A 22,401-nucleotide genomic window follows, 5' to 3' on the forward strand; every position below is an offset into this window, starting at 1 on the left:
CGCTTACTCCGCCGCCGGCTTGGCCGGGTCGCGCAGTTCGGTCAGCGGTTGCCAGATCGGCTCCACCACGACGAATTCGCTGGCCGCCGGGTCCGACACGATGCGCGCCACCGCGCCGTCGCGGGTGACGTTGGCGACGATCGCGACCGGCACGTTGGGGCGATAGAGCCCGCCCGAACCGGACGTGACGAAAACGTCGCCCTTCTTCAGCGGGTTGATGCCCAGGTCGATCAGCCGGATGACGAGCGTACCGTTCGACTGCCCTTGCGCGAAACCGGCGATGTCGCCGTTGACGCGGCGCACCGGCACAACGCTCTCGCCATCGGTGATCAGCAGGATTCGCGCCGTCCGCTGCCCCACCTCGAGCACGCGGCCGACCAGCCCGGTGGAGGAGCGAACCGGCATGCCCACCTGCACCCCGTCGCGCGCCCCGGCGCTGAGCAGGGCAAAACGGCGCGTCGAGCTGGCGGTCGATCCGATCAGGCGCGCGGCAGTAACCGGGCGGCCGTCGGTTTCCCGCACGTTCAGCAACTGCTTGAGCCGCTGGTTCTCCGACTTGATCGCCTCCGCCTCGGCCAGCCTGGAGCGGGCAATCGCCAGTTCCTTTCGCAGCTGCGCGTTCTTGCTGCCCGCCGCGATATAGCCTGCGATCACGTCGATCACCGACTTGCCGCCGGTGCGCACGGTCGCGCCGACCTGACCCGCCGGCGCGGCGACGTCGGTGGCCGCGCTTCGCGCAAAGGCGAAGGTCGCCGGATGGAACAAGGAGATCATCAGCAGCACGAAGCCCAGCGCGGCGCCGAAGAACGCCGCGACATAACTGGTGAACAGGCCGAGTTGCGCCCGCTTGGAAAAACTGGAGCGACGGTCTTTTGGCGGTGCCATCGCCACGCCCCTTTCAAGTCAGATCGAATGCCTCAGGCGGTCATCAATACGCCGCGATAGACCGGTTCCTCCAGCGCGCGACCGGTGCCGAGCGCGACGCAGGACAGCGGATCTTCCGCGACGGTGACGGGAAGGCCGGTTTCCTCGCGCAGATGCTCGTCCAGCCCCTTGATCAGCGCGCCGCCGCCCGTCAGCACGATGCCCTGGTCGACGATGTCGGCGGCCAGTTCCGGCGCGGTGTTTTCCAGCGCGATGCGCACCGCCTCGACGATGGCGCCGATCGGTTCGGCCAGCGCTTCGGCGATGTTCGCCTGGCTGATCGTGATTTCCTTGGGCACGCCGTTGACAAGGTCGCGGCCGCGAATGTGGATGACTTCGCCTTCGCCGTCCTCGGGCACCGTCGCGATGGCGTAGTCCTGCTTGATCCGTTCCGCCGTCGCTTCGCCGATCAGCAGGTTGTGGTGGCGGCGGACGTAGGAGACGATCGCCTCGTCCATCTTGTCGCCACCGACGCGCACGCTGGTGGTGTAGGCGAGGCCACGCAGCGACAGCACGGCGACCTCGGTGGTGCCGCCGCCGATGTCGACCACCATCGAGCCGACCGGTTCGGTCACCGGCATGCCGGCGCCGATCGCGGCGGCCATCGGTTCGAGGATCAGGTAGACCTGCGATGCGCCCGCGTTGCTGGCCGCGTCACGGATCGCGCGGCGTTCGACCGAGGTCGAGCCCGACGGCACGCAGATCACGATCTCGGGAAAGCGGAACATCGAGCGTTTGCCGTGCACCTTCTTGATGAAATACTTGATCATCTCCTCGGCGACCTCGATGTCGGCGATGACGCCATCGCGCAAGGGGCGGATCGCCTCGATGCTGTCGGGCGTCTTGCCCATCATCATCTTGGCATCGTCGCCGACCGCCTTCACCTTCTTGATGCCGTTCAGCGTCTCGATCGCGACGACCGAAGGCTCGTTGAGCACGATCCCGCGCCCCTCGACATAGACGAGCGTGTTCGCGGTGCCGAGATCGATGGCCATGTTCTGCGAACCGAACTGAAACAGGCGGGTAAAGAAATTGGACATGGACGGTGCGGATCCCTGGTGAAATGAAGGCGCGCGGCTGAATCGGGCGGCGCTTGGGGTGGCGGCGTTGCGAGTGACTAGCGCAAAAGAGTAGACGGATGGAAAATTTTTCGCGCGGGGATGCTGCCTTTTCCACACCGTCCGCCTCGAAAAACCGGGAGTTCGTCGCTAGACCCCCATCCATGCCGCAGATCCGCCGCCTTCCCGACAACCTGGTGAACCGGATCGCGGCGGGCGAAGTGGTCGAACGGCCCGCCGCCGCGCTCAAGGAACTCGTCGAAAACGCCATCGATGCCGGTGCGACGCGGATCGACGTGGCGCTGAAAGCGGGCGGGCTCGACGGGATCGAGGTGACCGACGACGGCTGCGGCATGGCCCCGGAAGAGATGGCACTTGCACTGGAACGCCACGCGACCTCGAAATTGCCGGAGACGCTGGTGGGCGCGGAAGGCGCGATCGAGAAGGTGCTGACCCTCGGCTTTCGCGGAGAGGCGCTGCCGTCGATCGCCAGCGTTGCGCGCCTCACCATCGAAAGCCGCCCGCGCCACTTGGCCGAGGGCTGGCAGCGCATCGTCGATCACGGGCGACTGGTGAGCGAAGGGCCGGCCGCCTTGCCGCCGGGAACGCGCATCCGGGTCGAGGAGGTTTTCGCGCAGGTGCCGGCCCGCCGGAAATTCCTGCGCTCTGCCCGCAGCGAATATGCCGCATGCCACGATGTCGTGCGTCGTCTCGCCATGGCGCGCCCCGATATCGGCTTTTCGCTGTCCAACGACGGACGGCGCATTTTCCAGGTGCAACCCGACGAGGCGCTGGCCACCCGCGTCAGCCGTCTCGTCGCGCGCGAACTGGCCGACAACGCCGTTGCGGTCGACGTGATGCGCGGCCCGGCGGATGCGCCGCTGCGCATGACCGGACTGGCTGGTTTGCCGACCTACAACCGGGGCGTGGCCGATCACCAGTACCTGTTCGTCAACGGCCGTCCGGTGAAGGACCGCTTGCTGATCGGCGCGGTGCGCGGCGCCTATTCCGACATGCTCGCCCGCGACCGGCATGCCGTCCTCGCCCTATTTCTCGAGGTTCCGGCGGAGGAGGTCGACGTCAACGTCCACCCGGCCAAGACCGAGGTGCGGTTCCGCGATCCGGCCATGGTGCGCGGCCTCATCGTTTCGGGGCTGCGCGATGCGCTGGCAGGGGGCGACCGGCGCAGCGCGCAGGCGCCGGACGCGGCCGCCATGGGCCTGTGGCAGCGCGAGGGCGACCCGGCCGGAACCGACACCGCACCGGTCGCCCGAGACAATCGCCCGCTGTTCCAGGGCTGGCAGCCGCAGCGCGGGCCGATCACGCCGCCCGTCTGGCACGAGGCGGAGCGGACGATCCTTGCCGACGACTTCATGCCCTCTGCCCGTGCCGAACAGGCATTGGAAGAGGCTGGCGACGCCGCGCGCTTTCCGCTGGGCGTCGCGCGCGGACAGATTGCCGAGACCTACATCGTTGCGGAAGCCGCCGACGGCCTCGTCATCGTCGACCAGCACGCCGCGCACGAGCGCTTGACACTCGAACGGCTGAAGGCGGCGGGGGCGGACGATGCCGTCGCCCGGTCGCAGGCGCTGCTTCTGCCCGAAGTGGTCGAGATGGAGGAGGCCGACTGCGACCGGATCGAGGATGCCGCCGGAGGGCTGGCCAGCGTCGGCCTTGCGGTCGAACGTTTCGGGCCCGATGCCATGCTGGTGCGCACCATGCCCGCCGCGCTGAAGGGTGCCGATCCCGCCCGGCTGCTGCGCGACATAGCCGACGACATCGCCCAGAACGGACCTGACGAGCGCAAGGGCGCGCTGCTGCTGGGCGAAAAGCTCGATCTCGTGCTTGCGACGATGGCCTGCCACGGCTCTGTCCGCGCCGGGCGCAGGCTTGGCGTCGCCGAAATGAACGCACTGCTGCGCGAGATGGAAAACACCCCGCGCTCGGGCCAGTGCAATCATGGACGACCGACGTGGGTCAAGCTGTCGATGGATGACGTCGAGAAACTGTTCGGGCGCAGATAGGACAAAAGGCAAGATGCGAAAGATGATGGTGGCGGCGACGGCGATGGTCCTGCTGGCCGGTTGCGGCGACGAGGCGAATCCGGCGAAGGATGCGGCCGACGTGGCGGAAATCAATGCCATGCACGACATGCCGGCGGTGCAGCCGCTGACCCCGGAATCGATCGCCTATTCCGATGTCGAGAAATTCGGGCTGAGCGGCGCGGGTTGCAGCTTCGCGCCCGATGGCGGCATCGCCGTCGTCTTCATCGGCCAGGGCGAGCACGGCTACATGCTTCAGAATGGCAAAGTCGTCGACTTCGCACCTGACAAGGGCAGCGCGAGATTGCCGGTGGCGGGATACGAAAAATACGATGGCAAGGAATTCGCCGTCGCGTTGAAGGTGACGGGGGAACCCGGCGACGGCATCACCGCCAGCCAGTATCCCGGCAGCATGACGGTGACCGACAGCAAGGGCCGGGTCGTCTACGACAAGAAGGGCGCCCTCGGCTGCGGCAGTTAGTCGCGGCCCGCCGCATCGCGCGTGCGTACCAGCCCCATGGTGCGCATGGCCATCACCGGCTCTCCGGTCGCGTCCAGCGTCTCGATCTTCTGGTCGAGGATGCCCATGCCGGTCCGCGCCTTGCTGCGCCGCTTTTCGAGCACCACCGCGCGCACCGACAGCACGTCGCCCGGCCATACCGGGCGCAGCCAGTTGAGTTCGCGCACCCCGGCACCGCCGAGGCTCGTCCCTTCGTGGCCGATCCAGCCTTCGACCAGCATGTTCATCGTCACCGCCGCCGTCATCCAGCCGCTGGCCGCCAAGGCACCGAACGGCCCTTCCTTTGCGGCATCGTCGTCGAGGTGGAACGCCTGCGGATCGTAGCGCGAGGCGAACTCGATGATCTCCTCGCGCGTGATCTCGTATCGGCCAAAATGGTGGACTTCGCCGACCTCGATGTCTTCGTAATAGGGCATGGCCGCCCGCCTAGCATGCCGGCGGGCGGCCGCAAAGCATCGCTCTAGCTGCGGAATGCCGGCTTCATGCCCGAAGGATCGAGGTCGGGAATAATGCGGTACTGGGCGAGGATGAGGCTGAAGATACCGAACAGCAGAAGGCCGATCGCGACGAGCGTGAACAGCATGCCCTGGCCGATAAGCGAGGCGACCGCATCGCCCAATGTCTTCACCTGACCCGATCCGCCCGAAAGGAAACCGGCCTTGACCAGCGACCAGCCGATGATGAGGTAGACGACGCCGCGCGCGACATAGCCCGCCCCACCGACCCAGCGGGTGAAGCTCGGCGCGCGCGGGCTGACATAGTGCATGAAGCTGCCCGAAATGCCTTGCTTCGCCTGCATGAAGGCTGCGACCAGAAACGCGATGCCCAGCAGGCCCAGGACCACGCCGCCCAGCGAAATGGACAGCAGGCCTGCCGCCATTTCCTGCGCGCCGCCGCCGGACGTTTCCGCACTGCCTTCGTAGCTGGCGAACTTGTAGGCGGTCCAGGCCAGCGCGGTATGACCGATAGCACTGCCGATGTGCCCCGCGCGCTTGGCCATGCCCTTGGAATCCGAACCCTTGTGCTCGAGATCGAAGATGCCGGTGGCAAACCGGAACAGCGCATAGGCGGCCAGACCCACGACCATCAGCCACAACAGTGCGGTACCCGCCGGGATGTTCTCGATCGCCTTGAAGATGCCGTCGGTGCCTTCGGCCATCTGGCCCGCACTGGTCAGCGCGATATAGCCAAGCATGATGTAGAGAATGGCGCGCGACAGGTAACCCAGTCGCACGAGCCATTCGAGTTTTTCGGATTTATCGACCATTTCGGCATGTCCCCTTGTGTTGGCAAGGGAACGGGCGAGCGTCCGATTGGTGCCCGCAGCCACTGCCGACATCGGCAACAGCGACGGCATGGCAAGGCTTCAGCTCAGACGAGTGGCGCCCGGATCATCAACGCCCGCGGGCCCGGATGAAACCGATCAGACGTTGAACTTGAACATCATCACGTCGCCATCCTTGACGAGGTATTCCTTGCCTTCCTGGCGCAGCTTGCCCGCCTCGCGGGCGCCGCTTTCGCCGCCCAGCGCGATGTAGTCGTCATAGGCGATCGTTTCCGCGCGGATGAAACCGCGTTCGAAATCGGTATGGATCTCGCCGGCGGCCTGCGGTGCCTTGGCCCCGTCGGGAAAAGTCCAGGCGCGCGCTTCCTTGGGCCCGGCGGTGAAGAAGGTCTTGAGGCCGAGGAGGTCGTAACCGGCGCGGATGACGCGGGCGAGACCCGATTCGTCGAGCCCCATCTCGGCCAGGAACTCGGCGCGGTCGGCCGGGTCCATCGCGACGATCTCGCTCTCGATCGCGGCCGAAACGACGACCGCCTGCGCGCCCTCTGCCCTGGCCTTTTCGAAGACCTTCTCCGTCAACTCGTTTCCGGTCGCGGCATCCTCTTCGGCCACGTTGCACACGTAGAGCACGGGCTTTGCGGTCAGCAGCTGCGCCTGGCGGAAAACGCGGGCTTCCTCCTCGTCTTTCGGCTCGGTCAGGCGCGCGGGCTTGCCGTCGCGCAGAAGTTCGAGCGTCTGGCCCAGAACGCTGGCGATCAGCTTCGATTCCTTGTCGCCGCCGGTGGCGCGCTTGGCGGCGGCGGGCACGCGCTTTTCGAGGCTTTCGAGATCGGACAGGAGCAGCTCGGTCTCGACCACCTCGGCATCGGCAAGGGGATCGACCTTGTTGGCGACATGCTGGATGTCGTCATCCTCAAAACAGCGCAGGACATGCACGATGGCGTCCACCTCGCGGATGTTGCCGAGGAACTGGTTGCCCAGGCCTTCGCCCTTCGACGCGCCTTTCACCAGGCCGGCGATATCGACGAAGGCGAGCTGCGTCGGCACGATCTTCGCGCTGCCGGCGATGCGGGCGATCTCGTCCAGCCGCGGATCGGGGACGCCGACCTGGCCGACGTTGGGCTCGATCGTGCAGAACGGATAGTTCGCCGCCTGCGCCGCCTGCGTCTCGGTCAACGCGTTGAACAGCGTCGACTTGCCGACATTGGGAAGGCCCACGATGCCGCAACGAAAACCCATGAAATGCTCCGTCAATCAGGTGTGGAGGCCCGATAGAGCCAGAGGGGCGGAATGGCTAGGGGGAATACCGGCGCCAGGGGGAACGCCGGTTTGCCGGCGCAGCGCGCGGCGCATTGCCGGATGGGCAGGGCAGGCGTAGCTTCCCCCGCGCCCGACAGGGGCGTAGGGAGACACAGACATGAAGAAGCTCGTTCTCGTGGCGGCCATGGCCGCCCTGTCCGCCTGTTCGCAACCCGCCGAACAGGCACCTGCCGCCCAGGCTACCGACACGGCGCAGGCGGCACCCGCCGCGACCGAGACCGCTGCCGCATCGATGGCGGTGGACGGCAAGCCCGACACTGGCAATTTTCAGATGTCCGGCCCCGACGGCGCCAGTTTCAAGCTGACGATGAACGGCGACGGGACGCTGGTGACCGATGTCGACGGCACGACGACCAACGGAACCTGGACCAAGACCGAGCCGGCGACCTACTGCATGACGATGGAGGGCGAAGCGGAAGCCAAGTGCTACGTCGACGTGATGGACGGCACGACTTGGCGTTCGACCAACTCCGCCGATCCGAAGGACACCTGGACCGTCGTCCGCATCAACTGATCAGGGCCATCTTTCCGCCCGCGATCGTTGGGGGAACGTCGCGGGCGGGCTATTCCCGGTCGGGGTTCGTTCTGCGATACAGCAGGCGGCGGCCCTTCGGCCGACCGACGGGAATCGGGCCGGGATGAAAGCAGAAGAGGTCGGCCAAACGCGCTCGGTCCGCTCGGTCCTGGGGCCCGGCCTCGTCACCGGGGCGGCAGACGACGATCCCAGCGGCATCGGCACCTACAGCCAGGTGGGTGCGCAGTTCGGCTACCAGATGGCCTGGACCATGCCGTTCGCCTTTCCGCTTCTGGCGGCGATCCAGGAGATCTGCGCCCGCGTCGGCGCTGTCACCGGGCGGGGGATCGCGCAGAACCTGCGGCGGCACTATCCACGCTGGCTACTGCGCACCGTCGTCCTGCTCCTGCTGGTCGCAAACATGATCAACCTGGGTGCCGATCTCGGCGCGATGGGGGCGGTGATGGGCCTGATCCTGCCCGGCCCGGTGCTAACCTACACCGTCGGCTTCGCGGTCGTGTCCGTGCTGCTGGAAGTGCTGGTCAGCTACGATCGCTACGCCGGGATACTCAAGTGGGCGACTCTCTCGCTGTTCGCCTATGTGGGGGTGCTGCTGTTCGCAGAAGTCGATTGGGCCGCAGCGGCGCAGGGGGCCTTCGTGCCCCGGTTCGCGATGGAGCAGGCGCAGCTGATGGCGCTGGTCGCGGTTTTCGGCACGACGATCAGCCCTTACCTGTTCTTCTGGCAGGCGGGGCAAGAGGTCGAGGAGCAGCATCGCCGCCACGTCAAGCCGCTGCACGCCTCGCCGCGGACTGCGGGGGCCGAACTGCGCCGCATCAGGGTGGATACGCTGGTCGGCATGGGATTCTCGCACTTGGTCGCCCTGGCCATAATGATTGCGACGGCGGCGACGCTGCACCAGAAGGGAATCACCGACATCGCATCGGCGGCGGATGCGGCGGTGGCCTTGCGCCCGATCGCGGGGGATGCGGCGTTCGCGCTGTTTGCCATGGGCATCATCGGCACCGGGTTGCTGGCGGTGCCGATCCTGGCCGGGTCCGCCGCCTATGCGGTCAGCGAAACCTTCGGCTGGACCGAAGGGCTGGGCCGACGGCCCAAGGAAGCAAAGGCGTTCTACGCCGTGATCGCGATTGCCACGCTGGGCGGAACGGCGATCAATTTCGTCGACATCGATCCGATGCGCGCGCTCTATGTCGCGGCGGTGGTCAACGGCGTGCTCGCGCCGCCGCTGATGATCGTGCTGATGCTGATGGCGACGAACCCGCGCGTGATGGGGCACCTTACGATATCACGCCGGCTTGCGGCGATGGGCTGGATTGCCGCAGCGGTGATGATCGGGGTGGTGCTGATGTTTGCCCTCGCCTGATCGCGGTTCGCGCCGGCGTTGCGAGAACAGGGAAGGGGCGGGGTGCGCCCGCCCCTCCGGCTTTCACAGGTCCTCGTCGATGCTTTTGCTGACGAGGATGTTGACCGAAACCCGGCGGTTCTGGGCCTTGCCTTCCGCCGTGCTGTTGTCGGCCAGCGGGTCCGACGCCGCCATCCCGGTCGGGCTGAGCATGCGCCACGGCTTCCAGCCGCAGGCCTGCTGAAGATAGTTGACGACCCGTCCCGCGCGCTTCTCGCTCAGTTCCTGGTTCACCTCGTAGCTGCCGGTGGAATCGGTGTAGCCGACCACCAGCAACAGCGCGTTGCCCATCGCCTCCGCCTGCGAGGCGGCGTCGCACAGGTTGCGCTCGCCCTCCGGCGTCAGGCGGTACTTGCCGCTGTCGAAATAAACGTTGGTCGTGCCCTTGACGTTATAGTTGTCGATGTCGGCCATGCGGGTGCGCAGCGCTTCGACCATCTTGGCGTTTTTGCCGATCGCCTCGTCATGCTCGCCGAATTTCTGCGCCGTGCCGTTGTGGACGATGGCGGCCATCTTCAGGTCGCTGTTCTTCATCGCGACTTCAGTGGCGACGAGGCCGTTGGCGTACTGCACCGTCTGCACCGTTACCGGCAGCCCGTTGTAGAGCGAATTGGTGTCGAGCGTCTTGCCGCCGCCCAGAAAGCCGCCCTTCGCCTTGACCTTGGTCTGGTTGTCGTAGGCGACGACAACGCGCGTGCCGTCGGGCTTGGTGATCTGGAGCTTCTCATCGGTGCGCCGCGTGATGACGCCTTCTACTTTCGGACCCTCGGCGACACGGGCACCATAGACGGTGGTGAGCACGTCTTCGTTCGACGCAAATTCCTGCGCATGCACGGTGCCAGCGACCGGCATGGCCAGCATGGCGAGCAACACGATGCGCGCCGGCCTCTTCGAAACGAAATTCATCACGGTACTCCCCTTGGTCCCCGGCCAGAATAAACACGGCGGTCCGGAAGGTAAACCGTTCCAGACCGTGGTAAAGGTGAGGTGAAGAGTTATGGTAACGGTAATTAAACCATCGCCCTGGCCGCCAACGAACCGGCTGTTCAGGGCTGTTCCGATCCCGCTTCTGAGAATTTCGCCGCGCTTTCAATGCGGTGGCGGGCGACATGCTTCTGCAGGTTGGCCAGTGCCCAGATATCGTAGAGCGTATGCCCGACGATCGCGGCGAGAAGGCTGCCCGACCAGGCGAACGGCAGCGCGATCGCGAGGCCGATGACGAACTGGATCAGCATGATCGGCGGGCGCGAAAGGTGGATGGCGGCAAATCCGGCGGTGGCGAGGATGACGCCGGGCAGGGTGCCAAGCTGGTCGGACAGCCAGGTCTGCGCTCCTGCGCGAAAGGCGATCTCCTCGCCGATCCCCGCGCAAAGCGAGAACCATAGGAGCGCTTTCCAGCCAAGCGGTTCCTGCAGGAAGGGGTAGGCCCGCGCCTGGTCGATCAGCAGGCGGTGCGACAAGTCGGGAGCGAGAGCCTGGAGACCGGCGGCGGCGGCCACCAGCACCGCCGCGATGCAAAGGCCGAGCAGGACTTGCGCCCCATCGAACGAGATCATCGCGGACAGGGGTCTGCCGCCGGCCTGCCAGACGGCACCGCCAATCACCGCGAGCCCCACGGCCTGCACGCCGATCAGCGCCGCTGCCCCCCGCACGCCGATTACGCGCGCTTCGCGGGCCATGTTCAGTCCTGAAGGCGGAGCGCGAGATCGCTCATGAAGCGGGCGTCGTCGCCCTTGGCCAGCCACTCTGCCTCTGCCGCGATGGCGCCCAGCATGTCGGCAAGGTCGTCCATTTCCGCCTTGGCATAGTTGCCGAGGACGTGGCCGGTGACGCGGTCCTTGTGCCCCGGATGACCGATGCCGATGCGCACGCGCCGGAAATCGGGGCCGAGATACTTGTCGATGGAGCGCAGGCCGTTGTGTCCCGCCAGTCCGCCTCCCATCCGGACCTTCACCTTGAAGGGCGCGAGATCGAGTTCGTCGTGAAAGACGGTCAGCGCGTCCATGCCCAGCTTATAGAAGCGCATGGCCTCACCGACTGAAACGCCGCTTTCGTTCATGAACGTCGCGGGCTTGAGCAACAGGACTTTTGCGCCGCCGATGCGGCCTTCCTGCAGCCAGCCGGAGAACTTCTTCTGGACAGGGCCGAAGTCGTGCACCTCGGCTATGGTGTCCATCGCCATGAATCCGATGTTGTGACGATTGAGCGCGTATTTCGCGCCGGGATTTCCAAGGCCGACCCAAAGCTGCATCACGGGCCCCTAGCCAAGAACGGCGCAAAAGAAAACGCCGGCCCCGCAAGGGACCGGCGTTTTCGGTGTCGTTGTCGCAAAAAGGCGGAGAGGCTCAGGCCTCCGCTTCGCCTTCTTCGGCTTCGCCGGCGGCAGCGCCTTCGGCCTTCTTCAGCGCCGAGGGAGCGACCAGCGTCGCGATGGTGAAGTCACGATCGGTGATCGCGCTTTCGCTGCCCTTGGGCAGGGTGACTTCGCTGATGTGGATCGCATCGCCGACATCCTTGCCGGTGACGTCGATCTCGATCTCGCTCGGGATCTTGTCCGCGTCGCAGACCAGCTCCAGCTCGTGACGGACGACGTTGAGCACGCCGCCCTTCTTGAGGCCGGGCGAGGCGTCTTCGTTGGTGAAGACGACCGGCACCGCGACTTCGACCTTGGCGTTCTTGCTCAAGCGCAGGAAGTCGACGTGGGTCGGACGGTCGGAAACCGGGTGAAAGGCGACGTCCTTGGGCAGGGTGCGGACCGACTTGCCGTCGATCTCGATCATCACGATCGAGTTGGCGAAGTGGCCGGTGTGGAGAAGCTTAGAAAGAGCACGCTCCTCGACGTGGATCGTCTGGGGCTCTTCCTTGCCGCCGTAGATGACTGCAGGGACACGACCGTCACGGCGCAGTGCACGGGAGGCTCCCTTGCCTGCCCGATCGCGCGCCTCGGCCGCCAGGGTAAGCTGATCGCTCATGGTTCTGACCTTCGAAACTGGTTGATACAATAACGCATGCCCAGCGCCTCCAGGGATGACCGACAGGGCAAGCGAAGGCGGGCGGCTAGACGCAAACGCGCGCAAAAGCAAGGGCGGATGCGGGCCTACTGGACGCGGGTGGCGGTGTAGCCGCGTTTCGCCAGCAGCGCGATCAGCCCGTCGGAATTGCCCATGTGGCCTGCACCCACTGCGACGAAGGGCCGGTTGCCCGACTGGAGCTGGTCGACGATCCGGCCGATCCACCGCTCGTTGCGACGGGACAGGATCGCCCCGCGAAGGCCGCTGTTCTGTTCAAAACCCATGTCCATCAGGGCGCCCAGCCGGTCGGCATCGCCGTCGATCCAGACTTGGGCCAGCTCGTCTGGCTTCATTTCCCCGGACTGGCGCACCATCGATTCCAGAAGCGTCTGCTGTTCGTTGCCCGAGAGCTGGTCGAAGATGCGGAACTGCTCCTCGGTCGTCTCGAAGCCGACGATCGGCTTGTCCCGCCAATCGGCGATCAGCGCCTTGTCGACCCCGTGCGCGCCGTCCATCGTGCTCTTCTGCTGTATCTGGGAGGCGAGCATCAGCGCCGCCGCCCATGTCTCGACGTAATGAAAGGCCTCGGGGTCGGCCCCGGCCTCGTCCATCAGCTCGTCCAGTTCGTCACGCCAGACGGGCGACACCCGCTCCTCGATCGGGGGCAGGGTGGGGTCATAGGCCAGTTCGGTGAAGTATTTCTGGCTGTCCGCCTGGTTGAGGTCCTTGATCTCGACCATGAGGACGCCGGCCTCGGCCAGAGCCTGGTCCAGTGTTTCGCCGTGCCAGTCGGTCCCGGCCGGCAGCGCGTGGATCGTGCCGAACAGCCATCCGGCCGGGGGCGAGCCTTCGGGTGCGCCGGCCTTGTCGATGCGCCACAGCGCCGGCTCCGCCTTCTGCCCGCATCCGGCCAGCAGCAGCGCCGCCGGCAGCAGGAGCCACGTCAGCAATCGATAAACCAAATGCGCGTCCCCCCCGCAATTGGCGCGTGTCAGTACGCCACGCGGCTGGCGGTCAGGCCCCGTTCGGCCAGCCGGACCTGAACCGAATCGTCGCCCGCAAGGTGCCCGGCGCCCACCGCCACGAAGACGGTGCCCGGCTGCTTCATCCGCGCGTCGATCCATTCGGCCCAACGCTCGTTCCGCTTGGCCAGAAGCACGTCGTAAAGCACGGGGGTGTCGTCCATCCCTTCGTTCAGCAAGGCGGCGGCCGCGGCGGTGTCGCCGGTCGCCCACGCGGTTTCCATCCTGGCGAAGGTCTGGTCCATGTCGCCCATCTCGTCGACGCCGGACATCAGGAACGCGACCTGATCGGCCTCGCTGAGGCTGGAGAAGAAGCCCATCTGCTGTTCGAAAGACTCCAGCCCGACCTGCTTCAACCCGCGTTGAGCCGCGGCGGCCAGCAACACCTTCTCTGCGCCCTTGTCCGCTTCGTATCCCATCAAGGCCAGCGGTGCGGCGGCCAGCGTGATCCCGGCAAACCAGGGCTGCATCGGTTCGAGAGAGGCAGGTGCTATGCCGATGCGCTGCGCGGCGACGGCGAAGCGGACATACTGTTCGGTGGAGAGAAGCTTCGACAGGCCCCGCCCAGGCGCGGCCAGCGCCGATTTCTGCAACACGGGCGCGATCGCGGCCGGCTCCGGCTCCAGCATTTCCAGCACCAGTTCGTCGGATTCGGCAAAGGCGGTGGCGACGCCGTCGTCGAACCAGACAAGATCGGGCTTCAGCGCATGCATCGTGCCGAAGAGGTAGATCGTGGTGTCGTCGTCCTTCACCACCCAGAGCGCCGGATCGGCATCGCTGCGATCGAACGCCGCCTCTTCCGCCACGGCGGGAGAACCGAAGCCGAGCAGGGCCGCAAGCGGCGCCAGGCGACGGACGAGAGACTTGAGCTTCATGGCAACCCTTGGCTGGCGAGCCTTTCGGCCCAGTCGCGACGATATATGAAGCCGAAGAGTGAACGGGAAGTGATCAGGCTATCCTTTTGCATCCGAGACGTCCGCCCTGGCCGGGACAGAAGGTACCGCGGGGCGCCGATTCCCAATGCGCTCTTGCAATACCCCGGCAGCGTCCCATTGACGCGCCGCCCGCGCTTGCGCCATGGCGCGGCGCATGACACGCGATCCCACCCGGTCCTTTCAGGACATGATCCTCGCGCTCCACGATTTCTGGAGCGCCAGGGGCTGCCTGATCCTGCAGCCTTACGACATGCGCATGGGGGCGGGCACGTTCCATACCGCCACCACCTTGCGCGCGCTCGGGCCGGAACCGTGGAACGCCGCGTTCGTTCAGCCCTGCCGCCGCCCGACCGACGGTCGCTATGGCGAGAACCCCAACCGGTTGCAGCACTACTACCAGTACCAGGTCATCCTGAAGCCGAGCCCGCCCGCCATCCAGGACTGGTATCTGGAAAGCCTGCGGGTGATTGGCATCGATCCGCTGAAGCACGACATCCGCTTCGTCGAGGATGATTGGGAGAGCCCGACGCTCGGCGCCTGGGGTCTGGGCTGGGAAGTCTGGTGCGACGGGATGGAAGTGACCCAGTTCACCTATTTCCAGCAGATGGGCGGCTTCGATTGCAAGCCGGTCGCGGGCGAGCTGACCTACGGGCTCGAACGCCTGGCGATGTACATCCAGGGTGTCGACAACGTCTACGATCTCGACTTCAACGGGCGCGGCGTCACTTACGGCGACGTCTTCCTCGAAAACGAGAAGCAGATGTCGAAGTGGAACTTCGAGGTCGCCGACACCGAGGCCCTGTTCGACATATTCGCCAAGGCCGAGGCCGAATGCAGGAACGCCCTTGCCAGCGACGTGCCGATCGCCGCCTATGAACAGGCGGTCGAGGCAAGCCACGTCTTCAACCTCCTTCAGGCGCGCGGCGTCATCAGCGTGCAGGAACGGGCCAGCTACATGGGCCGCGTCCGCGACCTGGCGCGCTCATCGTGCGAGAAATACGCCGAGAAGATGACCCCCGCCTGGCAGGCGAAATATCCGGAGTGGAGCCTGTGAGCGACTTCCTCCTCGAACTTCTTTCCGAAGAGATCCCGGCGCGGATGCAGGCCGGTGCGCGCGCCGAACTCGAACGGCTCTTCCGTCGCGCGATGGAAACCGCGGGCGTTGCGGCGGGCGAGGTTACCGTCTGGTCGACCCCGCGCCGGCTCGCCCTGATCGCACGCGCGCTGCCGCAAGCGACCGAGGCGGTGAGCGATGAAGCCAAGGGTCCGCCAGAGGGGGCGCCCGATGCCGCCATCGACGGATTCTGCCGCAAGAATGGCGTGAGCCGCGACCAGCTGGAACTTCGCGACGTCAAGGGCCGCAAGACATGGTTCGCGGTCATCGAGAAGCCGGGCAGGGCAACGAGGGATGTGCTTGCACAGGCGATCCCGGCGATCATCCGCGACTTCGCCTGGCCCAAGTCGATGCGCTGGGGCGATGCCTCGCTGTCGACAGGGTCGTTGCGCTGGGTGCGACCGCTCAAGGGCATCGTCGCCATTCTCGGCGAGGAACTGGTACCGTGCGAAATCGACGGGATCGCCGCAGGCTACGCGACGCTGGGCCACCGCTTCCACCATCCGGGCGAAATCACCATCGGCGGCGCGCACGACTACGCCGAAAAGCTGCGCGCCTGCCACGTCATCGTCGATCACGCGGAGCGGCAAGACATGGTTCGCGACGCCGCGCTGCGAGTTGCCGCGGATGCGGGCCTGACGCTGGTCGAGGACGAGGGGCTGGTGATCGAGAACGCGGGTCTCACCGAATGGCCGGTGCCGCTGCTCGGCCGGTTCGAGGACAGCTACCTCGACGTGCCGCCCGAGGTCATCCAGCTGACCGCACGCACCAACCAGAAGTATTTCGTCTGCAACGAGGGGGCTGAAAAGGATGGGGCGGGCAGGCTTGCCAATGCCTTCGTCTGCACGGCCAATATCGCCTCGGAAGACCCGTCGGTCATCGTCGACGGAAACCGCAAGGTTCTCGCCGCGCGGCTTTCGGATGCGCGGTTCTTCTGGGACCAGGATCAGAAGACGCCGCTTACCGAGCACGCGAAGAAGCTCGAGCGCATAACCTTCCACGAAAAGCTGGGCACCGTTGCCGACAAGGTCGAGCGGGTGGCGAAGCTCGCCCGCTGGCTGGCGGAAGAAGGCATCGTGCCCAGTGCCGATCCGGCTCTGACCGAGCAGGCGGCGCGGCTCGCCAAGGCCGACCTCGTCACCGAAATGGTCGGTGAATTCCCAGAACTTCAAGGGCTTACGGGCGGATATTACGCCCGCGCCGAAGGTCTGCCCGATGCCGTCGCCGAGGCAATCCGCGATCACTACAAGCCGGTGGGCCAGGGCGACGAAGTGCCGACCGCGCCGGTGACGGTGGCGGTTAGCCTGGCCGACAAGCTGGATACGCTGCGCAGCTTCTTCGCGATCGACGAGAAGCCGACCGGGTCCAAGGATCCCTTCGCCCTGCGCCGCGCCGCACTCGCCGTCATCCGGCTCATCACCGCGAACGACCTGCGCCTGGCCGTGGCCGATGGCGACCTGCTCGACTTTTTCGCCGACCGTCTGAAGGTGCAGCAGAAGGAAGCGGGCATCCGCCACGACCTGATCGACGCGGTCTTTGCGCTGGGCAACGAGGACGATCTCGTCCGCCTTCTCGCGCGAGTGAAGGCGCTGCAGGCGTTCATGGAAGGGGGCGAGGGCGGGAACCTGCTCGCGGGCTACAAGCGCGCCGCCAACATCCTCAGGAAGGAAGGCTACGAGCCGGTCGAGACCCGCATCGCGCGCACCGGCGAGGAAGACCCGCTGTCGCTGGTCGACGATCCCGATCTTGGCGAGATCTACGCGCAGCGGGGGCAGAACCCGGCCTACGACCTAGAACCTGCCGAAGCGGCCCTTGTCGCCGCGCTCGACAACGCCGAACCGGCAGCCTTCGACGCGGTGCGGGCGGAGGACTTTGCCGAAGCGATGACCGCGCTCGCCTCGTTGCGCGCGCCCATCGACGCCTTCTTCGACGACGTCACCGTCAACGATGCCGACCCCGTCAAGCGCGCCAGCCGGCTCGCGCTTCTCGCGCGCTTCGTTGCTGCGGTGCACAAAGTCGCGGACTTTTCCCGGATCGAGGGCTGACTTGGCGCAATGTAGCGCCTAAGGGGGCGCCACCGGACGAAAGACGACCTTGCGGCGCCGTCGCTCTGTTGCGCTGCAAGGTCGAGCAAAAGAGGGCACGGCCAACATGACGCAGTATGTCTACACCTTTGGCGGCGACGCGGTTTCGGACGATCCCCGGGCGAAGGACAAGACGATTACCGGCGGCAAGGGCGCGAACCTTGCGGAGATGGCCGCGATCGGCCTGCCGGTGCCGCCGGGCTTCACGATCACCACCGAGATGTGCGTCAAGTACTTGGCCGAAGGCGCGAACTTCGACGATGCGCTGCGCGCCGAGGTCGCTGCCGCACTGGGCCATATCGAGCGGACCGTCGGCAAGCGCTTCGGTGATGCGGCCGATCCGCTGCTGGTCTCGGTCCGGTCGGGCGCGCGGGTGTCGATGCCGGGCATGATGGACACCGTGCTCAACCTCGGCCTCAACGACGCGACGGTCGTCGGCCTCGCGGCCACGTCGGGCGACGAACGCTTCGCCTGGGACTCCTATCGTCGCTTCATCCAGATGTATGCCGACGTCGTCCTCGGCCTCGATCACGGCCTGTTCGAGGAAGCGCTGGAGATCGCCAAGGAAGACAAGGGCTACTACAACGACGTCGAACTGACCGCCGACGACTGGAAGGCGCTCGTTGGCGAATACAAGGACATCGCCAGCCGCGAACTCGGCCGGCCGTTCCCGCAGGACCCGGCCGAACAGCTGTGGGGCGCGATCGAGGCGGTCTTCGCGAGCTGGGATTCGGACCGCGCGAAGGTCTATCGCCGGCTGAACGACATTCCCGGCGGCTGGGGCACCGCGGTCAATGTCCAGGCGATGGTCTTCGGCAACATGGGCGACACCAGCGCAACCGGCGTCGCCTTCACCCGCGATCCGGCGACGGGGGAGCGGGCCTATTACGGCGAATACCTGATCAACGCGCAGGGCGAGGATGTCGTCGCCGGAATCCGAACGCCGCAATACCTGACCAGGGCCGCGCGCGAGGCGGCGGGCGCGCAGGCGCCATCGATGGAAGAATCGATGCCCGATGCCTACACTCAGCTGGCGCGCGTGTTCGACCTGCTCGAAAACCACTATAGGGACATGCAGGACATCGAGTTCACGGTGCAGCAGGGCGTGCTGTGGATGCTGCAGACCCGCAGCGGCAAGCGCACCGCCAAGGCGGCGCTGAAGATGGCCGTCGACATGGTCCACGAAGGCCTGATCGACGAGGCGACGGCCATCCGCCGCATCGATCCGATGGCGCTCGACCAGCTGCTCCACCCGACGCTCGACCCGGCGGCCGAACGCCACGTGCTGGCCACCGGCCTGCCGGCATCGCCCGGCGCGGCTTCGGGCAAGGCGGTGTTCGATGCCGATACCGCGGAAACCTGGGCCGAACGGGGCGAGGACGTGATCCTCGTCCGCGTCGAGACCAGCCCCGAGGACATCCACGGCATGCACGCAGCCAAGGGCATCCTGACCGCGCGCGGCGGCATGACCAGCCACGCCGCGGTGGTCGCCCGCGGCATGGGCCGCCCCTGCGTGTCGGGCGCGTCAGCCCTGTCGATCGATCGCAAGGCGCGGGTCGCCCGCATTGGCCGGACCGAGATCGCCGAGGGTGACGTCCTCACGCTCGACGGATCGACCGGCGAGGTCATGCTGGGCGCGGTGCCGACGATCGAGCCCGAACTGGTCGGCGATTTCGCAACGCTGATGGAATGGGCCGACGCGAAGCGCCGGATGAAGGTACGCACCAACGCCGAGACGCCCGCCGACTGCAGGATGGCCCGCCAGTTCGGGGCCGAGGGCATCGGCCTGTGCCGGACCGAGCACATGTTCTTCGACGCCGGCCGGATTTCCAGCGTGCGGCAGATGATCCTGGCCGAGGACAGGAAGGGCCGCGAGGCCGCGCTCGCCAAGCTGCTTCCCGAACAGCGCAGCGACTTCAAGGCGATCTTCACCGAGATGGCGGGCCTGCCGGTCACCATCCGCCTGCTCGATCCGCCGCTCCACGAATTCCTGCCGCAAGGCGATGCCGAGTTCGAGGAACTGGCCGAGATCACCGGTTACGGCGTCGATCACCTGCGCCGCCGCGCCGACGAGCTTCACGAGTTCAACCCGATGCTCGGCCATCGCGGCTGCCGTCTCGGCATTACCTTCCCCGAGATCTACGAGATGCAGGCGCAGGCCATCTTCGAGGCGGCGATCGAGGTCGCGGTGGAGAGCGGCGAGGCGCCGGTGCCGGAAATCATGATCCCGCTGGTCGCCACCCGGCGCGAGCTGCAGATCCTGAAGGCACTCGTGGACAAGGTCGCCGGAGAGGTCTTTGCCGCCAAGGGCCGCACGCTCGACTACCTCGTCGGCACGATGATCGAACTGCCGCGTGCCGCGCTGATGGCGGGCGAGATCGCGGAGGAGGGTGCATTCTTCTCCTTCGGCACCAACGACCTCACCCAGACCACGCTGGGGGTGTCGCGCGACGATGCGGCCCGCTTCCTCAACCCCTATGTCGAGAAGGGCATCTACCCCCGCGACCCGTTCGTGACCCTCGATATCGAGGGCGTGGGCCAGCTGGTGGAACTGGCGGCCGCGCGCGGCCGGGCGACCCGGCCCGGGATCAAGCTGGGCATCTGCGGCGAACACGGCGGCGATCCGGCATCGATCGCGTTCTGCGAAAAGGTCGGCCTCGATTACGTCTCGGCCTCGCCCTACCGCGTTCCCATCGCCCGCCTCGCCGCGGCACAGGCCGCGCTCAACGCCTGAGCCAGCGCAGGGGCAGAAGGCGAGGGCCTAGAGGCGAGGGGCGGGGGACCAGCCGCTCAGCGTGACGACTTCGAATCGTTCGCGGACCAAGCCATCGTCTCCGGCCCGGTCCGCGAACGCGGTCTGCGCCCGCACAAGGGCCGATTTGCCCAGCGACGGACCGGGATCGTTAAGGACATTGCCCAGCCCCTGCGCCCGCAAGTCGCCGACGAGCTGTTCGAGGCTTTCGAACGCGACTTCGAAGCCCCAGCCATCGACCACGGGGCTGGCGAAGCCGATCCGGGTCATCAACTGTCCCGCCGCGCGAACGTCGACCTGCGGGTGGATACGCGGAGCGGGGCGATCGCCATCGGCGGCCAGCATGGCCGCCCGCAGCACCGGCAGGCTGCCCGCACCAAGGAAACTGGCGAGCATCAGGCCGTCCGCCGCCAGCGCCCGCCGCATCAGCGCGAGCGCGCCGGGCAGGTCGTTGACGGTGTCGAGCAAGCCGAGCGAGACGATGAGGTCATAGGGACCGCCGGGAAGGGGGCTCTCTTCGTCGAGAGGCGTTCCCAGCATCGCGCTCGGATCGGCGCGGAGAGTTTGCGTTGAAGCGCCCAGACCCTCTGCAAAACCCCCGGTCACGTCGCCGATGACGAGTGCGTTGGTGAAGTCGCGATTGAGGAAACCGAGCCGGTCCAACGCGTCAGCCGCCAGCTCGCGCGCGACGGTCGACACGGCCTTACCGCCGAGCCGCTGCCGGGCCATGCGGGCGCGGACGGCAAGTCGGCGCTGCTTCGAAAAGATCCGGGGCGGGGGCGGGGCGACGTCCATTCCGCGCCTCTGCCGGGGAACGCGGCCGGGTGCAACCTTGCGCAGGCGGCGGCGCAAGGGCAGACGATGCGGGTGTCGCTTCGCCAAGTTCTTGCCCCGGTCATCGATTTCGTGTTTCCGCCCCGCTGTCCCGGCTGCGGCGATGCGGTCCTGGCCGATCCGCACGGCGACGATGCCCTCTGCGCCACCTGTTTCGCCCGGCTGGAGCTGCCCGGCGAGCCCAGCTGTGCGACCTGCCAGCGTCCGTTCGGGGCCGATCACTTCGCGGCCGAGGCCCGCTGCGCCCGGTGCCTTGCCGAACCGCCGCAGCACGATGGCATCGTCGCGGCGACGATCTATGGCGACGTGTCGCGCCAGATGGCGCTCGACCTGAAGCACGCAGGGCGAATCGCGCTGGCCGGGCCGATGGGCCGCCGGATCGCGGCGCGCATCGGCGATTGCGCGGGGCCGGACCCGCTGGTCGTGCCCGTGCCGCTGCACAGCTGGCGGATCTGGCGGCGCGGCTACAACCAGTCGGCGATGATCGCCCGGTCCATTGCCCGCGACCGGGGATGGAGCCTTTTGCCCGATGCGCTGATCCGCAATCGCGCAACGCGCAGCCTGGGCGGCCTGAACCCGGATCAGCGCCGAGCCGAACTGCGCGGGGCGATCGCGGTTTCGCGCCGCGCCTTGCCCCGGATCGGGGGGCGCGATGTCCTGCTCGTCGACGACGTGCTGACCAGCGGCGCGACCAGCGATACCTGCGTGCGAGCGCTGAAGCATGCCGGGGCCGCGCGGGTGGTCATCGCGTGTTATGCGCGGGTCATTGCCGGCGACCCGGTCGCGCCGCTATCGCAGGACGAAGGCTCTCCGGACCCGCCCGGAAACGCGAAACGCCCGGAACCTGTCGGCTCCGGGCGTCCCGCGTGACTAATCGGACTGTTGGCGCATCAGGGACCCCGTCGATCCCGAGCTGCCGCCCGATCCCCTCAATGTTCGGCGGAGCCCCCCGGCACCGCCAATTTCCCTGAACGTAGACCGCATCAGAGGACGTCTGCGATAACGTCTGCCCTTTCGGGCGTCCGGCTCCCTCAAGCCGTGGGCGCTTTGTGCATGGCATGGCCGCTTTGTGGAAGTGGCCATGCGTGATTGGCATGGATATTATGCAACGGTGTGCCTAACGTGCAACAACCGGTGTGTCAGACCTGTCCTCTACGCATCTTTCCCCAATCGTTTGAAAGCTCCGCATGTCCGCAGATGCCATCGATACGACCCTCGAATTCCGCCCCCGGTTCGATGCCGCCGGCCTCATCACCGCGGTTTGCGTCGACGCCGCCGGGGGTGATGTGCTGATGGTCGCGCATATGAACGAGGACGCGCTGCGCCTCACGCGCGAAACGGGATTCGCCTATTTCTGGTCGCGATCGCGCGGCAAGCTCTGGAAGAAGGGCGAGAGCAGCGGCCACGTCCTGCGAATTGTCGAAATGCTGGTCGATTGCGACCAGGACTGCCTCGTCCTCCGCGTGGAACCGCACGGGCCGGCGTGCCACACCAACGCGCGGTCTTGCTTCTTTCGAAGGGTTACAGATGACGGTCTCCAACGGCTTGCTTGACGTTGAC

21 protein-coding genes are annotated in these 22,401 nt (G+C 66.7%); 9 read left to right on the plus strand and 12 right to left on the minus strand.

Going from position 1 to position 22,401, the window contains the following annotated elements; all coding sequences use genetic code 11:
- Positions 1–3: 3 nt before the first annotated feature.
- A complete protein-coding gene (gene mreC / locus J2X37_RS11745) occupies positions 4–885 on the minus strand; it encodes a rod shape-determining protein MreC (RefSeq protein WP_310021429.1) in 882 nt (293 codons plus the stop codon).
- Positions 886–917: 32 nt separating this feature from the next.
- Entirely contained in the window at positions 918–1,964 is a 1,047-nt protein-coding gene (locus J2X37_RS11750) for a rod shape-determining protein (RefSeq protein ID WP_310021431.1), read from the minus strand.
- A gap of 182 nt (positions 1,965–2,146) precedes the next feature.
- Between J2X37_RS11750 and mutL the strand changes: the two genes are divergently transcribed.
- Positions 2,147–4,006, plus strand: coding sequence for a DNA mismatch repair endonuclease MutL (mutL, locus tag J2X37_RS11755; RefSeq protein WP_310021433.1), 1,860 nt, complete (start codon positions 2,147–2,149; stop codon positions 4,004–4,006).
- Between the two features lie 13 nt (positions 4,007–4,019).
- The gene (locus tag J2X37_RS11760; RefSeq protein ID WP_310021435.1) at positions 4,020–4,505 is read left to right on the plus strand and encodes a hypothetical protein; all 486 of its coding nucleotides are present in this window, start codon (positions 4,020–4,022) and stop codon (positions 4,503–4,505) included.
- Here J2X37_RS11760 and J2X37_RS11765 read toward each other — a convergent pair.
- The 3 genes from J2X37_RS11765 to ychF form a co-directional block, all read right to left on the minus strand.
- The gene (locus J2X37_RS11765) at positions 4,502–4,960 is read right to left on the minus strand and encodes a MaoC family dehydratase (protein ID WP_310021438.1); all 459 of its coding nucleotides are present in this window, start codon (positions 4,958–4,960) and stop codon (positions 4,502–4,504) included. The two genes, J2X37_RS11760 and J2X37_RS11765, sit on opposite strands and share 4 nt — an antisense overlap.
- Before the next feature lie 44 nt (positions 4,961–5,004).
- A complete protein-coding gene (locus tag J2X37_RS11770) occupies positions 5,005–5,811 on the minus strand; it encodes a DUF1206 domain-containing protein (protein ID WP_310021440.1) in 807 nt (268 codons plus the stop codon).
- A gap of 156 nt (positions 5,812–5,967) precedes the next feature.
- On the minus strand, positions 5,968–7,068 hold the full coding sequence (ychF, locus tag J2X37_RS11775; protein WP_310021443.1) for a redox-regulated ATPase YchF: 1,101 nt from the start codon (positions 7,066–7,068) through the stop codon (positions 5,968–5,970).
- A gap of 178 nt (positions 7,069–7,246) precedes the next feature.
- Between ychF and J2X37_RS11780 the strand changes: the two genes are divergently transcribed.
- The gene (locus J2X37_RS11780) at positions 7,247–7,663 is read left to right on the plus strand and encodes a hypothetical protein (protein ID WP_310021445.1); all 417 of its coding nucleotides are present in this window, start codon (positions 7,247–7,249) and stop codon (positions 7,661–7,663) included.
- Between the two features lie 124 nt (positions 7,664–7,787).
- The gene (locus tag J2X37_RS11785) at positions 7,788–9,050 is read left to right on the plus strand and encodes a divalent metal cation transporter (RefSeq protein WP_310021447.1); all 1,263 of its coding nucleotides are present in this window, start codon (positions 7,788–7,790) and stop codon (positions 9,048–9,050) included.
- A 63-nt stretch (positions 9,051–9,113) separates the two neighbouring features.
- Here the strand turns inward: J2X37_RS11785 and J2X37_RS11790 are convergent, their stop codons facing one another.
- From J2X37_RS11790 to J2X37_RS11815, 6 genes are all read right to left on the minus strand, one after another.
- Positions 9,114–9,995: an OmpA family protein gene (locus J2X37_RS11790; RefSeq protein WP_310021449.1), complete on the minus strand. Its 882-nt coding sequence runs from the start codon at positions 9,993–9,995 to the stop codon at positions 9,114–9,116.
- 140 nt (positions 9,996–10,135) lie between these two features.
- Positions 10,136–10,768, minus strand: coding sequence for a CPBP family intramembrane glutamic endopeptidase (locus J2X37_RS11795; protein WP_310021451.1), 633 nt, complete (start codon positions 10,766–10,768; stop codon positions 10,136–10,138).
- Positions 10,769–10,770: 2 nt separating this feature from the next.
- Positions 10,771–11,340 (minus strand): aminoacyl-tRNA hydrolase, encoded by a 570-nt coding sequence (gene pth / locus J2X37_RS11800; protein WP_310021453.1) that lies wholly within the window; start codon positions 11,338–11,340, stop codon positions 10,771–10,773.
- Between the two features lie 94 nt (positions 11,341–11,434).
- Positions 11,435–12,061 carry a 50S ribosomal protein L25/general stress protein Ctc gene (locus J2X37_RS11805; protein ID WP_310021455.1) on the minus strand — a complete coding sequence of 209 codons (627 nt, stop codon included), beginning with the start codon at positions 12,059–12,061 and terminating at the stop codon, positions 11,435–11,437.
- 125 nt (positions 12,062–12,186) lie between these two features.
- The gene (locus J2X37_RS11810; RefSeq protein WP_310021457.1) at positions 12,187–13,050 is read right to left on the minus strand and encodes a TraB/GumN family protein; all 864 of its coding nucleotides are present in this window, start codon (positions 13,048–13,050) and stop codon (positions 12,187–12,189) included.
- 41 nt (positions 13,051–13,091) lie between these two features.
- On the minus strand, positions 13,092–13,997 hold the full coding sequence (locus J2X37_RS11815; RefSeq protein WP_310021459.1) for a TraB/GumN family protein: 906 nt from the start codon (positions 13,995–13,997) through the stop codon (positions 13,092–13,094).
- A 214-nt stretch (positions 13,998–14,211) separates the two neighbouring features.
- On the opposite strand from J2X37_RS11815, the gene J2X37_RS11820 reads away from it, so the two are divergent.
- The 3 genes from J2X37_RS11820 (at position 14,212) to ppdK (ending at position 19,989) form a co-directional block, all read left to right on the plus strand.
- Positions 14,212–15,111, plus strand: a complete 900-nt coding sequence (locus tag J2X37_RS11820) for a glycine--tRNA ligase subunit alpha (protein ID WP_310021461.1) — start codon at positions 14,212–14,214, stop codon at positions 15,109–15,111.
- On the plus strand, positions 15,108–17,216 hold the full coding sequence (gene glyS / locus J2X37_RS11825; protein WP_310021464.1) for a glycine--tRNA ligase subunit beta: 2,109 nt from the start codon (positions 15,108–15,110) through the stop codon (positions 17,214–17,216). Before J2X37_RS11820 ends, glyS begins: the two co-directional genes overlap by 4 nt.
- A 106-nt stretch (positions 17,217–17,322) precedes the next feature.
- Positions 17,323–19,989 (plus strand): pyruvate, phosphate dikinase, encoded by a 2,667-nt coding sequence (gene ppdK / locus J2X37_RS11830; protein WP_310021466.1) that lies wholly within the window; start codon positions 17,323–17,325, stop codon positions 19,987–19,989.
- 27 nt (positions 19,990–20,016) lie between these two features.
- On the opposite strand, the gene J2X37_RS11835 is transcribed toward ppdK, so the two are convergent.
- A complete protein-coding gene (locus tag J2X37_RS11835) occupies positions 20,017–20,802 on the minus strand; it encodes a methyltransferase domain-containing protein (protein ID WP_310021468.1) in 786 nt (261 codons plus the stop codon).
- 66 nt (positions 20,803–20,868) lie between these two features.
- On the opposite strand from J2X37_RS11835, the gene J2X37_RS11840 reads away from it, so the two are divergent.
- Positions 20,869–21,711 carry a ComF family protein gene (locus J2X37_RS11840; protein ID WP_310021470.1) on the plus strand — a complete coding sequence of 281 codons (843 nt, stop codon included), beginning with the start codon at positions 20,869–20,871 and terminating at the stop codon, positions 21,709–21,711.
- Between the two features lie 317 nt (positions 21,712–22,028).
- Positions 22,029–22,394, plus strand: a complete 366-nt coding sequence (gene hisI, locus J2X37_RS11845) for a phosphoribosyl-AMP cyclohydrolase (protein WP_310021472.1) — start codon at positions 22,029–22,031, stop codon at positions 22,392–22,394.
- The last annotated feature ends 7 nt before the right edge of the window (positions 22,395–22,401 follow it).

The organism is Croceicoccus sp. BE223 (assembly GCF_031457155.1).
Lineage (GTDB): Bacteria > Pseudomonadota > Alphaproteobacteria > Sphingomonadales > Sphingomonadaceae > Croceicoccus.

Excerpts from the sequence above, each read along its gene's own strand:
- mreC (WP_310021429.1), bottom strand. The coding sequence starts at position 885 with ATGGCACCGCCAAAAGACCGTCGCTCCAGTTTTTCCAAGCGGGCGCAA.
- J2X37_RS11750 (WP_310021431.1), bottom strand. The coding sequence starts at position 1,964 with ATGTCCAATTTCTTTACCCGCCTGTTTCAGTTCGGTTCGCAGAACATG.
- mutL (WP_310021433.1), top strand. The coding sequence starts at position 2,147 with ATGCCGCAGATCCGCCGCCTTCCCGACAACCTGGTGAACCGGATCGCG.
- J2X37_RS11760 (WP_310021435.1), top strand. The coding sequence starts at position 4,020 with ATGCGAAAGATGATGGTGGCGGCGACGGCGATGGTCCTGCTGGCCGGT.
- J2X37_RS11765 (WP_310021438.1), bottom strand. The coding sequence starts at position 4,960 with ATGCCCTATTACGAAGACATCGAGGTCGGCGAAGTCCACCATTTTGGC.
- J2X37_RS11770 (WP_310021440.1), bottom strand. The coding sequence starts at position 5,811 with ATGGTCGATAAATCCGAAAAACTCGAATGGCTCGTGCGACTGGGTTAC.
- ychF (WP_310021443.1), bottom strand. The coding sequence starts at position 7,068 with ATGGGTTTTCGTTGCGGCATCGTGGGCCTTCCCAATGTCGGCAAGTCG.
- J2X37_RS11780 (WP_310021445.1), top strand. The coding sequence starts at position 7,247 with ATGAAGAAGCTCGTTCTCGTGGCGGCCATGGCCGCCCTGTCCGCCTGT.
- J2X37_RS11785 (WP_310021447.1), top strand. The coding sequence starts at position 7,788 with ATGAAAGCAGAAGAGGTCGGCCAAACGCGCTCGGTCCGCTCGGTCCTG.
- J2X37_RS11790 (WP_310021449.1), bottom strand. The coding sequence starts at position 9,995 with ATGAATTTCGTTTCGAAGAGGCCGGCGCGCATCGTGTTGCTCGCCATG.
- J2X37_RS11795 (WP_310021451.1), bottom strand. The coding sequence starts at position 10,768 with ATGGCCCGCGAAGCGCGCGTAATCGGCGTGCGGGGGGCAGCGGCGCTG.
- pth (WP_310021453.1), bottom strand. The coding sequence starts at position 11,340 with ATGCAGCTTTGGGTCGGCCTTGGAAATCCCGGCGCGAAATACGCGCTC.
- J2X37_RS11805 (WP_310021455.1), bottom strand. The coding sequence starts at position 12,061 with ATGAGCGATCAGCTTACCCTGGCGGCCGAGGCGCGCGATCGGGCAGGC.
- J2X37_RS11815 (WP_310021459.1), bottom strand. The coding sequence starts at position 13,997 with ATGAAGCTCAAGTCTCTCGTCCGTCGCCTGGCGCCGCTTGCGGCCCTG.
- J2X37_RS11820 (WP_310021461.1), top strand. The coding sequence starts at position 14,212 with ATGACACGCGATCCCACCCGGTCCTTTCAGGACATGATCCTCGCGCTC.
- ppdK (WP_310021466.1), top strand. The coding sequence starts at position 17,323 with ATGACGCAGTATGTCTACACCTTTGGCGGCGACGCGGTTTCGGACGAT.
- J2X37_RS11835 (WP_310021468.1), bottom strand. The coding sequence starts at position 20,802 with ATGGACGTCGCCCCGCCCCCGCCCCGGATCTTTTCGAAGCAGCGCCGA.
- J2X37_RS11840 (WP_310021470.1), top strand. The coding sequence starts at position 20,869 with ATGCGGGTGTCGCTTCGCCAAGTTCTTGCCCCGGTCATCGATTTCGTG.
- hisI (WP_310021472.1), top strand. The coding sequence starts at position 22,029 with ATGTCCGCAGATGCCATCGATACGACCCTCGAATTCCGCCCCCGGTTC.